Source organism: Pseudophaeobacter sp. 1A09344 (genome assembly GCF_041008745.1).
GTDB lineage: Bacteria > Pseudomonadota > Alphaproteobacteria > Rhodobacterales > Rhodobacteraceae > Phycobacter > Phycobacter gallaeciensis_A.
In genome coordinates, this window is the sequence record NZ_JAXGFS010000006.1 from 256,883 (window position 1) to 276,553 (window position 19,671).

Sequence of the window (19,671 nt, forward strand, 5' to 3'; positions counted from 1 at the left end):
GACCGAAGTCTTTGGTTATTCAGCTGCGACGGCTGCCTTTGCGTTGAACCGCTCCAGGATCGCCTCGGCACAGTCACGGCCATCCTTGATGGCCCAGACCACCAGGCTCGCACCGCGCACGATATCGCCCACGGCATAGACGCCGGGCAGATCGGTTGCGCCGGATTTGAATTCGGCCTTGACGGTGCCCCAGCGGGTGACCGGCAATTCGGGCTGGCCCCAGAGGGTGGGCAGATCTTCGGGTTCAAAGCCCAGCGCCTTGATCACAAGATCGGCCTCTTCGACATAGTCGGCACCTTCGATCACCTCGGGAGCCTGACGGCCGGTGGCATCGGGGGCACCCAGACGCATTTTCTGCACCATCACGCCAGTCACCTTGCCATCCGCATCGGCAAATCCCTTGGGCGCCGACAGCCATTCAAAGACGACGCCTTCTTCTTCGGCGTTCTGCACTTCACGCTGCGAACCGGGCATGTTGGCACGGTCGCGGCGATAAAGGCATTTAACCGATGTCGCGCCTTCGCGGATCGAGGTCCGCACGCAGTCCATCGCGGTGTCACCACCACCGATCACGACGACCTTCTTGCCTTCGGCATTCAGCTCGCCGCTGTCGAATTCGGCAACCGTGTCGCCAAAGCTGCGCTTGTTGGAAACGGTCAGGAAGTCGATCGCCTTGACGATGCCTGCCGCGCCGCTGCCCGGCATGGCCAGATCGCGGGATTTATAGACGCCGGTGGCAATAATCACCGCGTCATGCTTGGCCCGGAGATCAGCAAAGGAGATGTCCTCGCCCACGTTGCAGTTCATCACGAATGTAACGCCGCTGTCTTCGAGCAGTTTGTTGCGGCGCATTACCACGTCTTTTTCCAGCTTGAAGCCGGGAATGCCGTAGGTCAGCAGCCCGCCGGCCCGGTCATAGCGGTCATAGATCGTGACCTGCACACCCGCGCGGCGCAGCATGTCCGCCGCCGCCAGACCACCGGGGCCGGCACCGATGATGCCAACGCTTTCGCTACGCTCATGCAGCGGTGCAAAGGGTTTGACCCAGCCGTTTTCCCAGGCGGTGTCGGTGATGTATTTCTCCACCGCGCCGATGGTGACCGTGCCATGGCCGGATTGCTCGATGACACAGTTGCCTTCGCACAGGCGATCCTGCGGGCAGATGCGGCCGCAGATTTCCGGGAATGTATTGGTCGCCTGGCTGGTGGCATAGGCTTCTTCCAGACGGCCGGTCGCGGTCAGACGCAGCCAGTCGGGGATGTTGTTGTGCAGCGGACAATGGGACTGGCAATAGGGCACGCCACACTGGCTGCAGCGGCTGGCCTGCTCTTCTGCCTTCGCCTGGGCGAACTCCGCATAGATTTCGTCGAAATCTTCCTTGCGCGCTTCCGCGGTCCGCTTCTCGGGCATGTCGCGTTCGATCTGCACGAATTTGAGCATTGGTTGCTTGGCCACGGGGGGACTCCATTTTTAGCTTGCTCCGGCCGTCATAGATCGAAGCGCGGCGGATTAAAAGTCAACTGTACTGACCTATTTTGTCAGTTCTCGCTTTCTGATACCCGCTGGAGCAAAAAAGTACAGTGATTTTAGATCCGGATCGGACCTAAGTGCTGCGCTTCCCATCCGGGCGCAAATTTACTAAAGAAAATTGACCGCTTAGGACCCCTCCGGTCCGATACAGGAGCGCCCGGCCATGCCTCTCTTTCAACTCGTCCTGGTCGCCCTCATTCAGGGCATCACCGAATTCCTGCCGATTTCCTCCTCCGGGCACCTGATTCTGCTGCCTGCGCTGACCGGGCTGGACGATCAGGGGCAGGTGATCGACGTGGCCGTTCACGTCGGCACACTGGCGGCCGTGGTGATCTATTTCTGGAAGGATGTGCGCACCGGCTTGATTGGGTTGCCGCGTCTGGCCTGCGGACATGTAGACACCGAAGGTGCCCGACTGGCGCTGGGGCTGATCGTCGCAACAATCCCCACGGTCCTGTTCGGCGCCGCCCTGCATTTCACCGGATTCAGCGACGCGCTACGCTCCACCGCTGTCATCGGCTGGACCATGCTGATCTTTGGCATTGTCCTTTATGTCGCCGATCAGAAGGGCGCGAGCCTGAAATCTGCACAAGACTGGGGCATGCGTGATGCGCTGATCATGGGGTTGTGGCAAATGATCGCGCTGATCCCCGGCACCTCGCGGTCCGGCATCACCATCACCGGTGCCCGGCAGTTGGGCTATACCCGCACCGAAGGCGCACGGATTGCCATGCTGATGTCGATCCCCACCATTATCGCCTCGGGCGTTCTGCTGGGGGCTGAAGTCGCGGTCGAGGCAAATACCGCCCTGATGCGCGACGCCGCCATCGCCGCCGTGCTGGCGCTGGTCTCGGCCCTTGCAGCCCTTAGCCTGATGATGAGGTTGCTGAGATCGGTCAGCTTCACCCCCTATGTGATCTACCGGGTGGTTCTGGGCGTTGTGCTGCTGATCGTCGCCTATAGCTGAGATCCCTCTGCACCGATCAGACAAAGAACAATCAAAGAAAAAGCGCGGCACCAGATGGTCCGCGCTTCATGATCTTTTATGGGGTCTGCCGCCAATGCGATCAGGCGTCGCCCTTTAGGTTGCGGGCCGAGGCGGTCATCACGTCGTATTGCCCGGAGGGGCGGAATTTCCACAGGTAATCCGGCAGGATCGGACCCATCAGTTCCGGCTCGATCCCCAGATCGGCGAACCCTTTGGCGCCCTCAGATACCACATTGTCGCGGCGCAGGTTCTTCAGCTGGTCGCGGGTCAGCACCTTGTTCTCGATCAGCTGGAAGCTGGCGGCCTGAAGCATGTCAAACCCGAAAGCCACGATACCGGCAACAAATCGCGGCAGCGACAGCACCAGACGACGGCGATGGATAACCGACAGCATCTCCTGCATCAGCGCGGCAAAGCTCTTCACTTCCGGCCCGCCCAGCTCGTAGATGCCCGGCTCGGCCTGGCCCAGCACACCGGCAACGGCGGCGCGCGCCACATCATCCACATAGACCGGCTGGAACAGGGTCTTGCCGCAGGCAATCGGCAGCACAGGCGACAGCCGTGTCATCGAGGCGAAGCGGTTGAAGAACTGATCTTCGGTGCCAAAGATGATCGAGGGACGCAGGATCACTGCAGCCGGGAAAGCCTCCTGAACGGCGGCTTCGCCTGCGGCCTTGCTGCGGGCATAGTCGCTGTCGCTTTCGGCATCGGCGCCAAGGGCAGAGATATGTACCAGCTGCTGGACACCCTGTTCGGCAGCGATCCGGGCGATGCGGCCCGCGCCTTCGGCCTGGACGGCATCAAAGGTATTCTTGCCCAGCTCGTTCAGAACGCCGACGCAGTTCACAACCGCATCCGCGCCCTGCATTACCGCCGCGACAGAGGCATCGTCGCGGATATTGCAGAAGACAGGCTCAACCTGACCAGGGACACCGTAGGGTTTTACATGCATCGCCTCGTTCGGGCGGCGCACGGCGACCCGGACCCGCCAGCCTTCCTTGGCCATCCGGCGCGCAATGTATCGACCGACAAAACCAGATCCGCCATAGATCGTGACCAGTTTGGACATCTTTTGGCTCCTGCAGTTAGCTCTTGACCCGATCTACCGGGCCAGCGGGTTTCAAACAAGGCGCAAAATCGTGTCCGGACCCACAGTTTCATGATAAATCGCTGGCTTTACCGCCGCCACAGGCCCCGGCCTTCACGGGGTCCCGGCCGCGGGGCCCGGAATCCGGCTGCAAATTGCCACCCGATGCAAAAATCCGTTTGACGCTCCTGCCGCCGGTGCGTATACGCCGCTGCACGACACCTGCCCAGGTGGCGGAATTGGTAGACGCGCTAGCTTCAGGTGCTAGTGTCCGTATGGACGTGGAGGTTCGAGTCCTCTCCTGGGCACCATAATCCTTTGTCGGAACCCCCCACAGTTTCAGATGTCAAAGACGCCCCGCAGGGCGCCCTTGAATGATGTCTTGCCTCAGTTCAGACTGATATTCAGCCCTGCTTCCTGCTTTAGAAATCCTGCCACTTGTCGATGGCGGCGTTGCCATCCGTGGCAACGGCAGGTGTCGCCTCGCTGAAATCCCAGTCCGCGTCACCATGGGCCGTTGGCATGCTTGGCGCTGCTTCAGGGGTGTTGGGCATTGCCGTGATATTACCACCGGCTGCGATTTTGAAATGAGCAACCAGCTCGGCCAGCTTGGTGGCGTCACTGTTCAGCATGTGCCCTGCTGCGGTGGCCTCTTCCACCATGGCGGCGTTCTGCTGAGTCACCTGATCCAGCTGCACCACGCCGGTGTTGATCTCACCAAGGCCCGTCGATTGCTCCACAGCGCCTTCGGCGATATCGGTGACCAGACCAGAGATATGGTTCACCCGCTCGACAATGTTCTGCAGCGCCTCCCCGGCCTTGCCAACCAGATCCACACCTCGTTCCACCTGTCTTGAGCTATCGCCGATCAGCGTCTTGATTTCCATCGCCGCATCCGAGGACCGCTGCGCCAAAGCCCGCACTTCGGAGGCAACCACGGCAAAGCCTCGGCCTGCTTCGCCTGCACGGGCGGCCTCGACCCCCGCGTTCAGCGCCAGAAGGTTGGTCTGGAAAGCGATGTCGTCGATGACACTGATGATCTGGGCGATATGGGTCGAGGATTGCTCGATCTCGGTCATCGCCGAGACTGCACTTTGCACCACGACGCCACTGTTCTCGGCCTCTTTCTTGGCCTCGTTCATGATGTTTTCAACGCTGCGGGCGCCATCGGCAGCGGATTTGACCGACGCCGTCAGCTCGTCCAGCGCAGCAGCGGTTTCTTCCAGCGTCGCGGCCTGGCTCTCGGTGCGGTGTGACAGATCATCCGAAGACTGGCTGATCTCGGCGGCGCCGTTGCGGATGCTGGAGGCCGATTCCACCACTTTCGTCACTGTGCCGTTCAGATTTTCGACGGTCCGGTTGAAATCCAGACGCAACTGTTCGTAATCCTCGGGGAACCGGTCGGAGATGCGGGTTGTCAGATCACCGCTTGAGAGTTCCGACAGCCGCGCGCCGAGGCTGGCAACGACCTTGGCCTGATTTTCACTATGTGCCTTTTGAGTCTGCTCCATCTCACGCTGGCGGACCAGGGCTGCATGGAAGACGCCCAGACTGCGGGCCATGTCGCCGATTTCGCCTTTGTCCGGAAGGCCTGTCATCTCGATGTTCAGATTGCCCTCAGACAGGGAAATCATCCGGTTGCTGATCCGGTTCAGGAGACCACACAGCCATTTCCCCAGACCCAGCGCCATGGCGCCGGCCAGAACCATCGCCACGATGGCCGCGCCGATGCCGGTGTTGCGGATCGTGTTGGTGATCGCCGTGATCGCATCCAAGGGGACAAGCGCATTGCCCACGGCAACCAGATTTCCGGAGAAGTCACGGATTTCAAACGGGCTGCCCGCATAGGCATGGCCGCCAAGGTCATAATCCGACGTCTCTGCCGCCTCGCCTTTCACAAAACCTGCAATGGCAGCCGCATCCAGAAGAGCGGGACCGTCGTAACTTCCGGTCAGTCGGCGGATCTCTTCGCCAGTGCTGGAGAACAAACTGATATCGCTGTCTGGCAACAGGTAGATTTCAAGCGCGGAATCGCCTCCTTCGGTCAGGCTTTCGACCAGCGCGCTGTCGAATTTGAGGCCGATTTCAACGCTACCCACGTGGCTGCCATCATGGCTGATCGGGGCGATACCGCGGATACCGATGCCCGCGCGTCCCCGTTCAAGGCCCGAAACTGGCGCCTGCGTCTTGTTCGCGGCTACAACGGAATGGCGGAACCCGGATAGGTCATCGCCAAACTTCTCGGGCTTGTGCACCCGGAACAGAGACAGCGCCTCTGGAGTGTGAAACTGGAACTGAGCGATCCCGGCACTCGTTGCCAGTCCTTTGAAGTTTTGGGCAAAAATCCGGTCAAGCGTGTCTCGGTCCTGCTCTGCCACGGCGCGCTGCACGTCCGACATAGCAGCCACGGTCTGGGCCGTGGTCAGGGCGAGCCGCTGGCGCCCTTCGATCTCGGAACTGACACGAGCCTCGAACTGACGCAGCTCGCGGAGTGTTCCCTCATCCGAGACTGTCCCCAGGCCCATGAACAAAGGCACAGTGACAATCGCGATCGCAACCAAAGAACTGACCAACAGCGCAACAACAATCCGCATTCTGAGGGACATCGTTAAAAACTCCTATCAACAGAGTCTTTTCCTAGCGCGAAGAGGCTTAAGAATTTGCATACTTAAATCACGACATGTTGATCTTTTCGCACCTACGGGTATTGAGAAGCCGCCTGAACCTTGGCTCCATATTTAGCATTTATTCGAATAAGTTACGATTTCAGAACCATGGGCGGACGGATCCCGGGCGCATGAGCAGACCAGAATATCGCCCGATTAAATCACCGAGAATAACAAGAGAAACCGGATCGACCGGCGTTAGAAATCTACCCGTTCGGTAGGCTCAGTACGGGTCCGGGGAGGCATCAAAGCCGACTGTCCTGAACCTCTTTCAGATCGGGAATGACATCGGCGGTGCCATGGCGAGTCACCATCAGGGCCGCCGCGCGGGAGGCTTGCGCCATGGCCTGCGCCATCGGCATTCCGCGATCCAGACCGGAAAGGACATAACCGGTAAAGGTGTCTCCTGCCCCGGTGGTATCGACCGGGGTGACCGGCAAGGCTGGAATATCCTGCACCGCGCCTGTGGTGCCATGGAAATGGCGCGCGCCCTCTGCCCCGAGGGTAACGATCACATCTTCAACGCCCAGCGCCTCGGGCGGTTTGCCGGTGGCCTCCTGCAACTGGCGCGCCTCGACCGCATTCAGGAACAACAGATCCAGATGCGGCAGGACCGCTGCAACCGCTGCCGCGTCAAAAGGCGCTGCCGCATAGGCCACGCGCAGCCCCAGATCACGGCCCATCCGCGCTGCATCGACCTGCAGGTTGGTTTCGTTCTGCATCACCAGAATATCCCCGGCAGAGGCAGCCGACAGGGCCTGACCGATCTGATCCGGGCTGATCGCGTGGTTGGCGCCGGGAAACAGGATGATCTGGTTTTCGCCGCTTTGATCCACCGCGATAATGGCATGGCCTGTAGGGCTATCAATCTGCGCAATGTGGCGGGTGTCGACGCCGTATTCCAGCAACCGGTCCACCGCCCATCTGCCATCCGGGCCAACGGCACCGATGTGGCAGACATGGCTGCCGGCCCGGGCGGCCGCGACCGACATATTGGCCCCCTTACCGCCCAGAAACTGGTCCAGACCCGAGGCCGCCAGTGTCTCACCCGCCACCGGAAGATGCGGCAGCGCGTAGACCATGTCAGCGTTGATCGAGCCCAGGTTCCAGATCGCCACAATTTCTTCCTTATTTCAGATACTTAAAATTAAGTACCCCTGAATATTTCTCGGTCAACCGAAAAATTGGTATATAAGTGGTAAATTTTGCGTTGATCCAATAGGCCCCAATACGGGATATTGGGGATACCGCTTCTTTGAGCCACTACTGATTGCGCCTGCCACTTAACCGGTTTCGAAAGCATCCTGCTTTCACGGTGGGCCAAGACCGACTTGGTGCTTTAGAAGAGGAGAGGTTTATGAGAGTAAAAGTACGTCAGTACACTCGCATTCGCCTCGGCCAGCAGGAGTGCGTTGGCGCGCACACCCGCCGTTGGCCGAAACCAAAGCAGCTTACGCTGCCATTTAGTTAGTTGGTACGCTAACTGGTACACGCACCCCTCGGGGTGCGTGTACGCTTATGAGGATACGCACATTTTTGTGCTTTTCGCAATCTGATTTTTCACCCAGTTCGGTGAATAACAGACTGAGAAACAAAGACGAATCTAAAAAAATTTTCCCTCACAATTACTTAGCTCTTCCTAGCCGATATTACAGGCTGCCAGAACCGCCATGTTCAGCACGTCATTAGCGGTCGAGGTGGTCGAGCAGATCTGGATCGGCTTGTCCACGCCCGCCAGGATCGGGCCGACCACGGTGGCACCGCCCATTTCCTGCATCAGCTTGACCGAGATGGAGGCCGAGTGCCGGGCAGGCACGATCAGGATGTTGGCGGGGCCTGACAGACGCTGGAACGGGTAATTCTCCTGCGCCTTGGCATTCAGCGCCACATCCACGGTCATTTCGCCTTCGTATTCGAAATCGACGCCGCGCTTGTCCAGAACGCCCGGGGCGATATGCATCTTTTCCGCCCGCTCGGACACCGGGTAGCCAAAGGTCGAGAAGCTGACAAAGGCCACGCGGGGATCCAGCCCCATGTGCCGGGCCACACCAGCAGCGCGTTCGGCAATCGTCGCCAGATCGTTCTCATCCGGCCATTCATGCACCAGCGTATCGCCAATCAGCACGATCCGGCCCTTATGCAGCAACGCGGTCACGCCGGCCGCGCCGTGTTTGGCATCGGCGTCAAAGACGTGGTTGATCTGATCCAGAACATGCGCGGATTTGCGGGTGGCACCGGTGACCAGACCATCGCCATGCCCATGCGCCAGCATCAGCGCCGAGAAGACGTGCCGGTCACGGCCCACCAGACGGTGGATGTCCTTACGGTCGAAGCCCTTGCGTTGCAGGCGGTTGAACAGGAAATCCTTGTAGGTGTCGAAATGCTGGGTGTTGGCGGCATTGACCACCTCCAGTTCGCGCACCGCATCGCCAAGGCCGGCGGCCTCCAGCTTGGCCTTCACATCATCGGCACGGCCAACGACCAGCGCCTTGCCAAAGCCGGACCGCTGATAGGTAACGGCAGCGCGCAGCACACGGGGATCGTCGCCCTCGGCAAAGATCATCCGCGACTGGGCCGAGCGCGCGCGGGCGTTGAGGCCGCGCAGGATCGAAGCCGTCGGGTCCATCCGGCTTTTCAGGCTGATCTCATAGGCTTCCATGTCGATGATGGGACGACGCGCGGCACCCGTATCCATGCCCGCCTTGGCCACGGCTGGGGGAATCCGGTGGATCAGACGCGGATCAAACGGTGTCGGGATGATGTAATCGCGACCAAAAGTCAGCGATTTGCCATAAGCAAGCGCCACCTCATCCGGCACATCCTCGCGCGCCAATGCGGCCAGCGCATGAGCACAAGCGATCTTCATCTCGTCGTTGATGGCGCGCGCATTGATGTCCAGCGCGCCGCGGAACAAGTAGGGAAAGCCCAGAACGTTGTTCACCTGGTTGGGATAGTCCGAGCGGCCCGTGGCGACGATGGCGTCGACGCGGACCTCGTGGGCCTCTTCCGGGGTGATTTCGGGATCCGGGTTTGCCATGGCAAAGATCACAGGGTTGTCGGCCATGGAGGCAACCATCTCCTGCGTCACCGCGCCTTTGACCGACACGCCAAGGAAAACATCGGCGCCTTCCATTGCTTCCTCAAGCGTCCGCAGCTCAGTCTTGACCGCATGGGCCGACTTCCACTGGTTCATACCTTCGGTACGGCCCTGATAGATCACACCCTTGGTGTCACAGACGATGCAGTTGTCATGCCGCGCGCCCATGGATTTCAGCAGCTCGATACAGGCGATACCTGCCGCACCCGCGCCGTTGAGCACGATCTTCACGTCTTCGATCTTCTTGCCAGAAATATGCAGCGCATTGATCAGGCCCGCCGCACAGATCACAGCGGTACCGTGCTGGTCGTCATGGAAGACGGGGATATCCATCTCTTCCTTCAGGCGCTGCTCGATGATGAAACATTCGGGCGCCTTGATGTCCTCAAGGTTGATGCCGCCAAAGGTCGGGCCCATCAGCTTGACCGCGTCGATGAACTTGTCCGGATCTTCGGTGTCGAGCTCAATGTCGATCGAGTTCACATCGGCAAAGCGTTTGAACAGGACAGATTTCCCCTCCATCACCGGTTTCGATCCCAGCGCGCCCAGGTTTCCAAGCCCCAAAACCGCCGTCCCGTTGGAGATGACAGCCACCAGGTTGCCCTTGTTGGTATAATCATAGGCGGTTTCCGGGTTCGCCGCGATCGCTTCGCATGGCACCGCAACACCGGGGGAATAGGCCAGGGAGAGATCCCGCTGCGTGGTCATCGGGACGGTCGCATTGATTTCCCATTTGCCGGGTGTCGGCTCCAGATGGAAGGCAAGCGCCTCTTCGTTTGTGATCTTCGCTTTGGGCATGGGCTGTAGGTGTCCTCTCCTAATCGGGCACAGTCTTATCCCAGCCCTGCGTCCCTCTCAATCCGATCCGGAAAGAAAACGACCCCTAAAAAGCAATAATATTTCAAATAAAACTTGATAGATTCCGTCGGCTTTTCGCCACAATCTCGACCGATCCGCGCTATATTCCGTTAATAATACTTAACAGCTTCTGTGTGACGCGTGGCTATAAGGCCGCAAACCGGCGCCAGAACAGCACATGTCAGAACGGCATACGACCATTTCTGAAAAGTCACACCCGCCGCCGCAATACCGGCGGGCAGGGTAAATTTGGGATGCACGATATGACAAGTATCAACTCCAACACCGGCGCCGCCACAGCGCTACACCTGCTGGGAGGGACGACACAGCAGCTGGAAACCGTCCAGAACGAGGTCGCAACCGGAAAAGAGGTGAATACCGCCAAAGACAATGCCGCGCTATGGGCGATTTCCCAGATCATGGAGGCCGATGTCTCCGGGCTGCGGGCAACCTCTGATGCGCTGTCGCTGGGTGAGTCCACCGTCGCCGTCGCCTCGGCTGGTGCGGAACGGATTTCCGAAGCTGTCATCGAAATGAAGGAACTGGCACTTACGGCAAGCAGCGGCCTTGTTGACTATTCCAAGATCGAAGCGCAGCTGGCCCAGAAGACGGAGGAAATCAATTCGATCATTTCTTCCTCCCAGTTCAACGGTGCCAACCTGCTGGCCACAAATGTGGACGGCAATGGCGCAACCGGCCTTAGTATTCCAACCGGAGCAGACCTGTCGTTGCTGACAGTGGATGGTGTCGATTTCGAAAGCGACCCGTTGTTCGATATCAACAACCGCACCCAGGTCACGGATCAGGCAAGCGCCCAAACCGCGCTGAGCGAGATTACCGGTTTCCTGCGCTTTGCCATCGAAGGTGCCGCTGCACTTGGGGCCTCGGCCAATGGACTGGCAGAAGAGAACAAGACCGTGCAGAACCTTGCTGATGCCACAAAGAAGGGGATCGGCGCCCTGGTGGATGCCAATATAGAGGAATCCGCGGCGCGGCTGGTTGCGCTTGATGTGCAAAAACAGCTGGGCACTACCTCTTTGTCGATTGCGAACTACAGCCCGCAATCGATCGGCGTGCTGTTCTGATCAACGCCGGCCCGCCAGGGTCTGAGCAACAGATTGCAAATCCGGGTAATCGGGTTTTCCTTGGACCGTCCGCATTGTAAATGTCGGGCAAATAACCCCGGGGGAGCTCGCATGACCGTTACGCCCATGATGGCGCAATATCTTGAGATCAAAGCAGCGCATCCCGATGCGTTGCTTTTTTATCGGATGGGCGATTTCTACGAGATGTTCTTTGACGACGCGGTCAATGCCGCAGAAGCGCTGGACATCGCCCTGACCAAACGGGGCAAACACGACGGCGAGGATATTCCCATGTGCGGCGTTCCCGTGCATGCCGCCGAAGGGTATCTGCTGACCCTGATCCGCAAGGGGTTCCGCGTCGCGGTAGGCGAACAGCTGGAAAGCCCGGCCGAAGCCAAGAAACGCGGCTCCAAATCCGTGGTGAAACGGGATGTGGTGCGGCTGGTGACTCCCGGCACGCTGACCGAGGATTCCCTGCTCGAAGCACGGCGTCACAACTTCCTGGTTTCCTATTCCGAGTTGCGCGACGAAGCGGCCTTGGCCTGGGCGGATATTTCCACCGGGGCGTTTCACGTGATGCCCATCGCCCGCGTGCGCCTGTCGCCGGAATTGGCGCGGCTGGCGCCATCGGAACTGATCGTCGCTGATGGCGCGCCTTTTGATGCGACCCGCCCGCTTGCAGATGAATACAAGATCCCGCTGACCCCGCTCGGCAAGGCAAGTTTCGACAGCACGGCGGCAGAAAAACGCATCTGCACCTTGTTCAACGTCGGTGCGCTGGATGGGTTCGGCACCTTCACCCGCGCCGAGGTCTCAGCCATGGGTGCGCTGATCGACTATCTGGAGATTACGCAGAAGGGCAAACTACCGCTGTTGCAGCCGCCGGTACAGGAGGCGCAGGACCGCGTGGTGCAGATCGACGCCTCCACCCGCGCCAGCCTGGAACTGACCCGATCCCTGTCGGGCGGGCGCGCCGGATCGCTGTTGTCTGTGGTGGACCGGACCGTGACGCCGGGCGGTGCCCGTCTTTTGGAACAACGTATGGCAAGCCCCTCGCGCACGTTGGATGTGATCAGCGCGCGATTGGCGGCACTGGATTTCGCGGTCGAGGCGACGCAGCTTTCGCAGGACATCCGCGCGGCGCTGCGCAAAACCCCGGATCTGGACCGCGCCCTGTCGCGACTTGCGCTGGAACGCGGTGGTCCGCGCGATCTGGCCGCCATCCGCAACGGGCTGGTGCAGGCCGAAACCATCGCCGAGATGTGCGAAGGTCAGGATTTACCCGAACTTATCGCGTGTGCCGTGCGCGATCTCCTTGGCTTTGACGATCTTCTGTCGCTGCTGGATGCCGCGCTGGTGGCCGATCCGCCGCTGCTGGCCCGTGACGGCGGGTTCATCGCGACCGGCTATGATCCCGAACTGGATGAGGCGCGCACCCTGCGCGATGAGGGACGCTCGATCATCGCCGGGATGCAGCAGAAATATGCGGAGCACACAGGCATCACCTCGCTGAAGATCAAGCACAACAACGTGCTGGGCTATTTCATCGAAACCACCGCGACCCACGCGGAAAAGATGCTATCGGCGCCGCTGTCCGAGACTTATATCCACCGTCAAACTACCGCAAATCAGGTGCGTTTCACCACGGTGGAGCTGAGCGAGATCGAAACCCGGATCCTGAACGCAGGAAACCGGGCGCTGGAGATCGAAAAGCGGCTCTATGAAAGGCTTTCCACCGCCATTCTGGACACCGCTGCGCGACTCAATACCGCTGCCAAAGGGTTGGCAGAGCTGGATCTGATCACCGCATTGGCCGATCTGGCGCGCGGCGAAAACTGGACCCGGCCCAAGGTGGACGCTTCCCGCGCGTTTCACGTGGAGGGTGGGCGCCATCCGGTGGTGGAACAGGCGCTGCGGCAACAGGGCGGTGATACCTTTGTGGCCAATGATTGCGATCTGTCGGCTGGGGATGGCGCCGCGATCTGGTTGCTGACCGGTCCCAACATGGCCGGTAAATCGACCTTCCTGCGCCAGAACGCGCTGATCGCGCTGCTGGCGCAGATGGGCAGCTATGTTCCCGCCGAAGCCGCCCATATCGGGTTGATCAGCCAGCTGTTCAGCCGTGTCGGGGCCTCGGACGATCTGGCGCGCGGACGCTCGACCTTCATGGTTGAAATGGTGGAAACCGCCGCGATCCTGAACCAGGCCGATGACCGTGCTCTGGTGATCCTTGATGAAATCGGGCGCGGCACCGCGACCTATGATGGGCTGTCCATCGCCTGGGCCACGTTGGAACACCTGCACGAGGTGAACCAGGCCCGCGCTCTATTCGCGACCCACTATCACGAGATGACCCAACTGGCCGGAAAACTGGAGGGCGTCGAAAACGCCACCGTCACCGTCAAGGAATGGGAAGGCGAGGTGATCTTCCTGCACGAGGTCAAAAAAGGCGCCGCCGACCGCTCCTACGGGGTGCAGGTGGCGCAGCTTGCCGGCCTGCCAGCTTCGGTTGTGGCGCGGGCGCGCGATGTGCTGGATATGCTGGAACAAGGCAGCCGCGAAGGCGCTGGCGCAAAGATCCAGATCGACGATCTTCCGCTCTTTGCCGCTGCCCCGCCGCCGCAACCAAAACCCGCCGCAGGTCCATCACCGGTCGAGGAATTGCTGGAGAGTATCCACCCCGACGATCTGACCCCGCGCGAGGCACTGGAGGCGCTCTACCGTCTGAAAGACGCCACTGCGTAAATGCAAAGCTGTATTAATGCAAAAAGGCGACCCGCAAGGGCCGCCTTTTTCAATTCTGAATGCCGGGTCCGAGGCGATTTACACCAATAACCCCGGCAGCCTTATGCTGGGGTCGAGGAGACCCCGACCTGCGCCGGCCGCAGCAGGCGGTCGTGCAGCATGAAACCTTCGGCGGAAACCTGAATAATTTCGCCTGCCTTGGTGCCGGGCACCGGGGCTTCGAACATGGCTTCGTGCACCTGCGGGTCGAACTTGTCACCCACTGCGGGCGAGACAACGCGGATGCCGTGCTTTTCAAACACGCCCAGCAGCGCCCGCATGGTCAGCTCAACACCTTCGATCAGGGCCGAGGCCGCCTCTTTCTGTTCGTCGGTTACCGATTCAACCGCGCGCTTCATGTTGTCGAACACCGGCAGCATGTCACGGGCCAGCTTTGAGCCGCCATATTGCTCGGCTTCGCGGCGGGCCTTGTCGCCCCGCTTGCGCGAATTCTCGGCATCCGCCAGAGCGCGCATGAACCGGTCCTTCAGCTCATCACGCTCGGCCCGCAGGGCATCCAGCTCCAGCGCCGCGTCATCAAATTCTTCGGTCTGTGCCGCCAGCTCTTCTGCTTCGGCATTTGCGATATCGTCGAGAAAATCGTCGTTCTTGGGCTCTGCCATTTTTCACCTCTAACTCCGGTCTGACAGCAATTTGCCGACCAGTTGTGCCGTATAGTCCACGATGGGCACAATCCGTCCGTAGTTCAGGCGGGTCGGGCCAATCACCCCCACCGCGCCAATCACCTTTCGATCCGCGTTCATATAAGGAGACACCACCAAAGAGGAACCCGAAAGTGAGAAAAGTTTGTTCTCCGAGCCAATAAAAATGCGCACGCCCTCGCCCTCTTCGGTGAGTTCCAGGAATTCGGCAATATCCTGCTTGCGCTCCAGATCATCGAACAGGCTGCGGATCAGATCCAGTTCTTCTGTGACGCCATTATCGGCAAGCAGATTCGCACGTCCCCGCACGATCAGACGCGCCTGGTCGCTGCCGTCTTCTTCCCAGGCGGCCAGACCGCTTTCGATCAGCTGATGCGCCAGGTTGTCGATCTCCTGCCGCCGGGTGGCGATCTCTTCCTGCATGTCAAGGCGCACGTCACTCAGCGTGCGCCCTTCGACGAGGGCATTCAGGAAATTGGCCGCCTCGCGCATCGAACTGGGCGTCTGCCCCGGCGGCGGGGTGAACAGCCGGTTTTCCACGTGACCGTCGGAAAACACCAGCACCACCATCGCCCGGTCATGACCCAGCGAGACGAATTCGATATGGCGGATCTCGGCCTCATGCTTTGGCGTCAGGACCAGCGAGGCACCCTGCGTCACCCCGGAAAGCGCCGCCCCGACACGGTCGAGCATACCGCTCACATCGCCGGAATTGCGACCCAGGGTGGCGTCGATCTTTTCGCGGTCCTGCGCCTTCAGGTCCTCGACCTCCAGCAGGCCATCGACGAACATCCGCAGACCCAGCTGCGTCGGCACCCGTCCGGCGCTGACATGTGGGCTGTCGAGCAGGCCCAGAAACTCCAGATCCTGCATCACGTTGCGCACCGTCGCCGCGCTGACCTTTTCGCTCAGCGAACGGGTCAGGGTACGGCTGCCGACGGGATCGCCGCTTTCCAGATAGGATTCCACGACCGCCCGGAACACATCCCGCGACCGGTCGTTCATGTCTTTCAGGATATTGTTTGCGTCTGTCATGAGCATTTTCAGCGGTTACACGCTACATAGATAGGAAGGCTTTTCCGGATTGCCATTAAAGAGGCCCACACGCAAAGGTCAATCATGCTTGCATACCGCGCGCAGGCAGGGCTATCCGAAGGCCAGCAAAAAAAGGATTACTCATGCGACCCTCTGGACGACAATTGAACGAGATGCGCCCGATTTCCATCGAAACCGGATTCACCAAACATGCCGAGGGATCATGCCTGATCAAGGCTGGCGACACCCATGTTCTGTGCACCGCCACCATCGAAGACCGCGTGCCGCCCTTTATCAAGGGATCCGGCCTTGGCTGGGTGACGGCGGAATACGGCATGCTGCCCCGCGCGACCAACACCCGGATGCGCCGCGAAGCCTCGGCTGGCAAGCAAGGCGGCCGTACCGTCGAAATCCAGCGCCTGATCGGCCGTGCCCTGCGCGCCGGCGTGGACCGCGTGGCCTTGGGTGAACGCCAGATCAGTATCGACTGTGACGTGCTGCAGGCCGATGGCGGCACCCGCTGCGCCTCGATCACCGGCGGCTGGGTGGCCCTGCGTCTGGCAGTCAACAAACTGATGAAGGCCGGCGATGTCAGCATCGACCCGCTGGTTGATCCGGTGGCAGCCGTATCCTGCGGGATCTATGCCGGCCAGCCGGTTCTGGATCTGGACTACCCCGAAGATTCCGAAGCCGGCGTCGATGGCAACTTCATCATGACCGGATCCGGCAAACTGATCGAAGTGCAGATGTCCGCCGAAGGATCGATGTTCTCGCGCGAGCAGATGAATTCCTTGATGGATCTGGCCGCAAAAGGCACCGCCGAACTGGCAGAAATGCAAAAGGCAGCCTGCGCATGAGCCGAAAGTTTGAAGGCGATCGGCTGTTGATCGCCACGCATAACAAAGGCAAGCTTGAGGAGATGGCGCATCTCCTCAAGCCCTTTGGCGTCTCCGTTGTCGGCGCCGCCGAAATGGATCTGCCAGAACCTGAGGAAACCGAGGACACCTTTGTCGGCAACGCCCGGATCAAGGCGCATGCCGCGGCCAAGGCAACCGGGCTCCCTGCCCTGTCCGATGATTCCGGGATCACCATCGACGCCCTAGATGGGGCACCGGGCGTCTATACCGCAGACTGGGCGGAAACCGGCAATGGCCGCGACTTCATGATGGCCATGACCCGCGCCCATGACGAGCTGGAAGCCAAGAACGCCCCCCACCCGCGTACCGCGCAGTTCCGCTGTACGCTGGTTCTGGCCTGGCCCGATGGGCACGACGAGGTGTTCGAAGGCGTCGCCCCCGGTCATCTGATCTGGCCGATCCGCGGCGAGGCTGGTTTTGGCTATGATCCGATGTTCATACCTGATGGCTTTGACGTGACCTTTGCCGAGATGGACCGCTGGGAAAAGAACAAGATCAGCCATCGCGCAAACGCCGTGGCAAAGTTCATCAAAGGGTGTTTCGGGGAATGACCCATCCCGTGGATGACTGGCGCAATGGGGGCTTTGGCCTCTATGTGCACTGGCCCTTTTGTCAGGCCAAATGCCCCTATTGCGATTTCAACAGCCACGTCACCGCAAACATCGACCAAAGCGTCTGGGTCAAAGCCTATCAATCTGAGCTGGCACGTGTGTCCGAGCAGCTTCCGGGCCGCGTGTTGAATTCGATCTTCTTTGGTGGCGGTACCCCTTCGCTGATGCATCCCGACACCGTTGCCGCCGTGATCGAGGCCGCGCGGGATATCTGGCCCTTTGCCAATGACATCGAAATCTCGCTCGAGGCGAACCCCGGATCGGTCGAGGCTGGCCGGTTTGCAGGCTATCGCGACGCGGGAGTAAACCGGATCTCGATGGGCATTCAGGCGCTAAACGACGCCGACCTGCGCCGCCTTGGCCGTATCCATTCCGTGGCTGAAGCCAAGGCCGCCTTTGACATTGCGCGCAATTGTTTTGACCGCGTCAGTTTCGACCTGATCTATGCCCGGCAAGGTCAGACGCCGCAGGACTGGCAGGCAGAGCTGACCGAAGCGCTGTCTATGTCTATCGACCACCTGTCGCTCTATCAGCTGACGATCGAAGAAGGCACCGCCTTTGGCGACCGCTATGCCCGGGGTAAACTGCGGGACCTGCCCAGCGATGACAGCGCCGCAGACATGTACCAGCTGACACAGGACATCTGCGCCGCCCATGGCATGCCCGCCTATGAGGTTTCCAACCATGCGGTTCCCGGCGCGGAGAGCCGCCACAACCTGATTTACTGGCGCTACGGCGACTATGTGGGCATCGGCCCCGGCGCCCATGGTCGTATCACTCTGGATGGCGCCCGCTATGCCACCGAAACCCACCGCGCCCCCGGCGCCTGGCTGCAAGCCGTTTCTAACGGTTCTGGCGAAAACCTGCGGGAAGCCCTGGAGCGCGAGGATGCCGCTGTCGAATGCCTGATGATGGGGATGCGCCTGCGGGAAGGACTGGATATGGAGCGCTACGCACAACTCTCTGGCACGCCGCTGAACCCTGACAAGCTACAGGACCTTGCCAAGATGGGAATGATCTCTATCTCAGAACAAAGACTGCATGCCACGGACAAGGGACGTGCGGTGCTCAACGCGATCCTTCGCGATCTCTTGGTGGACTGACCCAATGCGCTATATCTACGCCGGACTAGGGATTTGTTGCGTAGCATTGGCAATCGTCGGGGTTATCCTTCCCCTGCTCCCCACCGTGCCCTTCCTGCTTCTGGCAACATTCTTTTTCGCAAACTCCTCGGAACGGCTGCACGACTGGATCATCTCTCACAACATCTTCGGGCCAATGATCCTGGATTGGCGCGAAAACGGCGCCATCCGACCAACCGCAAAAAAGGCGGCAACCGGATCGATTGCCGCCGTTTTTCTGTTGTCTCTGATGCTGGGCGCCCCCTCCCACATCCTTATTATTCAGGCGGTGGTTCTGTCAGGCGTTCTGACCTTTATCTGGTCGCGCCCTAACGGCTGAGCAGATTGCAAAGCTCATCCAACTGATCAAGCGTCTCATAGCTGATCGTCACCGAGCCGCTCTCCCCGCCCGCGATGTGATCAATCGAAACCTTCATCCGCAGCATCGCTGACAGATCGCCTTCAAGCGCGCGGGTATCCGCGTCCTTTTCCACCTCTTTGCGCGGTTTTTTCGGAGACGCGCTCGTTGTGGTACCCGCAGCATCCTTTTTCACCAGATTCTCGGTCGCGCGGACGGACAGCCCGCCTTTGACGATCTTCTTGGCCAGTTCTGATGCATGGTCCGACGTAATCAGCGCCCGCGCGTGGCCCGCGGACAATTTTCGTTCCTGAACAAGCTGTTGCACGTCGGAAGGCAGGTGAAGAAGCCGCACAAGGTTGGCAATATGGCTACGGCTCTTGCCCAACGCCTCAGCCATTTTTTCCTGGGTGTGGCCGAACTTTTCCATCAACTGCTTATAGCTCTGCGCCTCTTCCATCGCATTCAGATCTGACCGCTGAATGTTTTCGATGATGGCGACTTCAAGCATTTCAACGTCGTCATAGTCCCGGATCAGAACCGGAACCTCATGCAACTGCGCTGCCTGCGCGGCCCTCCAGCGCCGTTCACCAGCCACGATCTCGTACGTACCGCCATCGCGCGGACGCACGATCAGCGGCTGCAAGACGCCCTTTTCCTTGATAGAGGCCGTCAGGTCATCCAGATCTTCTTGAAGAAACTGCCGACGGGGCTGATCAGGGTTGGCGGTAACCTTCTCGATTGGCACCAATACTTCGGCATTGCGGGGTGCTTCGGCTTGGGTGCTGACGGGTTCCGGGTTCACATCGGCCATCAGCGCCGACAATCCACGTCCCAATCCGCGAGGTTTGTTCTTTTTTTCTGTCATGGTG

Annotated in this window: 15 protein-coding genes and 1 tRNA gene; 8 read left to right on the forward strand and 8 right to left on the reverse strand. The window is 60.0% G+C overall.

The features are described 5' to 3' along the window. Positions 1–15 precede the first annotated feature (15 nt). A complete protein-coding gene (locus tag SM765_RS12790) occupies positions 16–1,455 on the reverse strand; it encodes an NAD(P)-dependent oxidoreductase (RefSeq protein ID WP_065271985.1) in 1,440 nt (479 codons plus the stop codon). 238 nt (positions 1,456–1,693) lie between these two features. On the opposite strand from SM765_RS12790, the gene SM765_RS12795 reads away from it, so the two are divergent. Beyond that, entirely contained in the window at positions 1,694–2,497 is an 804-nt protein-coding gene (locus tag SM765_RS12795; protein ID WP_274838050.1) for an undecaprenyl-diphosphate phosphatase, read from the forward strand. 100 nt (positions 2,498–2,597) lie between these two features. On the opposite strand, the gene SM765_RS12800 is transcribed toward SM765_RS12795, so the two are convergent. Continuing rightward, complete coding sequence (locus tag SM765_RS12800; protein WP_274838049.1) at positions 2,598–3,587, reverse strand: complex I NDUFA9 subunit family protein; 990 nt, start codon at positions 3,585–3,587, stop codon at positions 2,598–2,600. A 242-nt stretch (positions 3,588–3,829) separates the two neighbouring features. Between SM765_RS12800 and SM765_RS12805 the strand changes: the two genes are divergently transcribed. Next, positions 3,830–3,916 (forward strand) — tRNA-Leu (locus SM765_RS12805). A gap of 111 nt (positions 3,917–4,027) precedes the next feature. Here SM765_RS12805 and SM765_RS12810 read toward each other — a convergent pair. The 3 genes from SM765_RS12810 to SM765_RS12820 form a co-directional block, all read right to left on the reverse strand. Continuing rightward, positions 4,028–6,211 (reverse strand): methyl-accepting chemotaxis protein, encoded by a 2,184-nt coding sequence (locus SM765_RS12810; RefSeq protein ID WP_274838048.1) that lies wholly within the window; start codon positions 6,209–6,211, stop codon positions 4,028–4,030. A gap of 305 nt (positions 6,212–6,516) precedes the next feature. Continuing rightward, positions 6,517–7,389: a ribokinase gene (locus SM765_RS12815; RefSeq protein WP_274838047.1), complete on the reverse strand. Its 873-nt coding sequence runs from the start codon at positions 7,387–7,389 to the stop codon at positions 6,517–6,519. Between the two features lie 521 nt (positions 7,390–7,910). Further along, positions 7,911–10,166, reverse strand: a complete 2,256-nt coding sequence (locus SM765_RS12820; RefSeq protein WP_065271990.1) for an NADP-dependent malic enzyme — start codon at positions 10,164–10,166, stop codon at positions 7,911–7,913. Positions 10,167–10,489: 323 nt separating this feature from the next. Here SM765_RS12820 and SM765_RS12825 point away from each other — a divergent pair, with 323 nt between their 5' ends. Continuing rightward, a complete protein-coding gene (locus SM765_RS12825; protein ID WP_065273645.1) occupies positions 10,490–11,311 on the forward strand; it encodes a flagellin N-terminal helical domain-containing protein in 822 nt (273 codons plus the stop codon). 111 nt (positions 11,312–11,422) lie between these two features. Further along, on the forward strand, positions 11,423–14,056 hold the full coding sequence (mutS, locus tag SM765_RS12830; RefSeq protein WP_274838046.1) for a DNA mismatch repair protein MutS: 2,634 nt from the start codon (positions 11,423–11,425) through the stop codon (positions 14,054–14,056). Between the two features lie 101 nt (positions 14,057–14,157). On the opposite strand, the gene SM765_RS12835 is transcribed toward mutS, so the two are convergent. Together SM765_RS12835 and hrcA are read right to left on the reverse strand one after the other, a co-directional pair. Then, positions 14,158–14,718 (reverse strand): nucleotide exchange factor GrpE, encoded by a 561-nt coding sequence (locus SM765_RS12835; protein ID WP_065271992.1) that lies wholly within the window; start codon positions 14,716–14,718, stop codon positions 14,158–14,160. Positions 14,719–14,727: 9 nt separating this feature from the next. Beyond that, complete coding sequence (hrcA, locus tag SM765_RS12840) at positions 14,728–15,792, reverse strand: heat-inducible transcriptional repressor HrcA (RefSeq protein ID WP_065271993.1); 1,065 nt, start codon at positions 15,790–15,792, stop codon at positions 14,728–14,730. A 143-nt stretch (positions 15,793–15,935) separates the two neighbouring features. Here hrcA and rph point away from each other — a divergent pair, with 143 nt between their 5' ends. The 4 genes from rph to SM765_RS12860 are packed head-to-tail and all read left to right on the forward strand — an operon-like array spanning position 15,936 to position 18,781. Beyond that, the gene (rph, locus tag SM765_RS12845) at positions 15,936–16,649 is read left to right on the forward strand and encodes a ribonuclease PH (RefSeq protein WP_065271994.1); all 714 of its coding nucleotides are present in this window, start codon (positions 15,936–15,938) and stop codon (positions 16,647–16,649) included. Next, positions 16,646–17,260: an RdgB/HAM1 family non-canonical purine NTP pyrophosphatase gene (rdgB, locus tag SM765_RS12850; RefSeq protein WP_274835166.1), complete on the forward strand. Its 615-nt coding sequence runs from the start codon at positions 16,646–16,648 to the stop codon at positions 17,258–17,260. The genes rph and rdgB overlap by 4 nt, the downstream gene beginning before the upstream one ends. An 8-nt stretch (positions 17,261–17,268) precedes the next feature. Next, on the forward strand, positions 17,269–18,423 hold the full coding sequence (hemW, locus tag SM765_RS12855) for a radical SAM family heme chaperone HemW (RefSeq protein ID WP_274838160.1): 1,155 nt from the start codon (positions 17,269–17,271) through the stop codon (positions 18,421–18,423). Between the two features lie 4 nt (positions 18,424–18,427). Further along, complete coding sequence (locus SM765_RS12860; RefSeq protein ID WP_274829988.1) at positions 18,428–18,781, forward strand: YbaN family protein; 354 nt, start codon at positions 18,428–18,430, stop codon at positions 18,779–18,781. On the opposite strand, the gene SM765_RS12865 is transcribed toward SM765_RS12860, so the two are convergent. Beyond that, entirely contained in the window at positions 18,771–19,667 is an 897-nt protein-coding gene (locus SM765_RS12865) for a ParB/RepB/Spo0J family partition protein (protein ID WP_274835165.1), read from the reverse strand. The genes SM765_RS12860 and SM765_RS12865 overlap by 11 nt on opposite strands. Positions 19,668–19,671 lie beyond the last annotated feature (4 nt).

What these genes read in the sequence shown, in the direction of transcription:
- SM765_RS12820 (WP_065271990.1), bottom strand. Translation starts at nt 10,166, where the DNA reads ATGCCCAAAGCGAAGATCACAAACGAAGAGGCGCTTGCCTTCCATCTG.
- SM765_RS12800 (WP_274838049.1), bottom strand. Translation starts at nt 3,587, where the DNA reads ATGTCCAAACTGGTCACGATCTATGGCGGATCTGGTTTTGTCGGTCGA.
- mutS (WP_274838046.1), top strand. Translation starts at nt 11,423, where the DNA reads ATGACCGTTACGCCCATGATGGCGCAATATCTTGAGATCAAAGCAGCG.
- SM765_RS12835 (WP_065271992.1), bottom strand. Translation starts at nt 14,718, where the DNA reads ATGGCAGAGCCCAAGAACGACGATTTTCTCGACGATATCGCAAATGCC.
- SM765_RS12825 (WP_065273645.1), top strand. Translation starts at nt 10,490, where the DNA reads ATGACAAGTATCAACTCCAACACCGGCGCCGCCACAGCGCTACACCTG.
- SM765_RS12865 (WP_274835165.1), bottom strand. Translation starts at nt 19,667, where the DNA reads ATGACAGAAAAAAAGAACAAACCTCGCGGATTGGGACGTGGATTGTCG.
- rph (WP_065271994.1), top strand. Translation starts at nt 15,936, where the DNA reads ATGCGACCCTCTGGACGACAATTGAACGAGATGCGCCCGATTTCCATC.
- SM765_RS12810 (WP_274838048.1), bottom strand. Translation starts at nt 6,211, where the DNA reads ATGTCCCTCAGAATGCGGATTGTTGTTGCGCTGTTGGTCAGTTCTTTG.
- SM765_RS12795 (WP_274838050.1), top strand. Translation starts at nt 1,694, where the DNA reads ATGCCTCTCTTTCAACTCGTCCTGGTCGCCCTCATTCAGGGCATCACC.
- hrcA (WP_065271993.1), bottom strand. Translation starts at nt 15,792, where the DNA reads ATGACAGACGCAAACAATATCCTGAAAGACATGAACGACCGGTCGCGG.
- SM765_RS12860 (WP_274829988.1), top strand. Translation starts at nt 18,428, where the DNA reads ATGCGCTATATCTACGCCGGACTAGGGATTTGTTGCGTAGCATTGGCA.
- rdgB (WP_274835166.1), top strand. Translation starts at nt 16,646, where the DNA reads ATGAGCCGAAAGTTTGAAGGCGATCGGCTGTTGATCGCCACGCATAAC.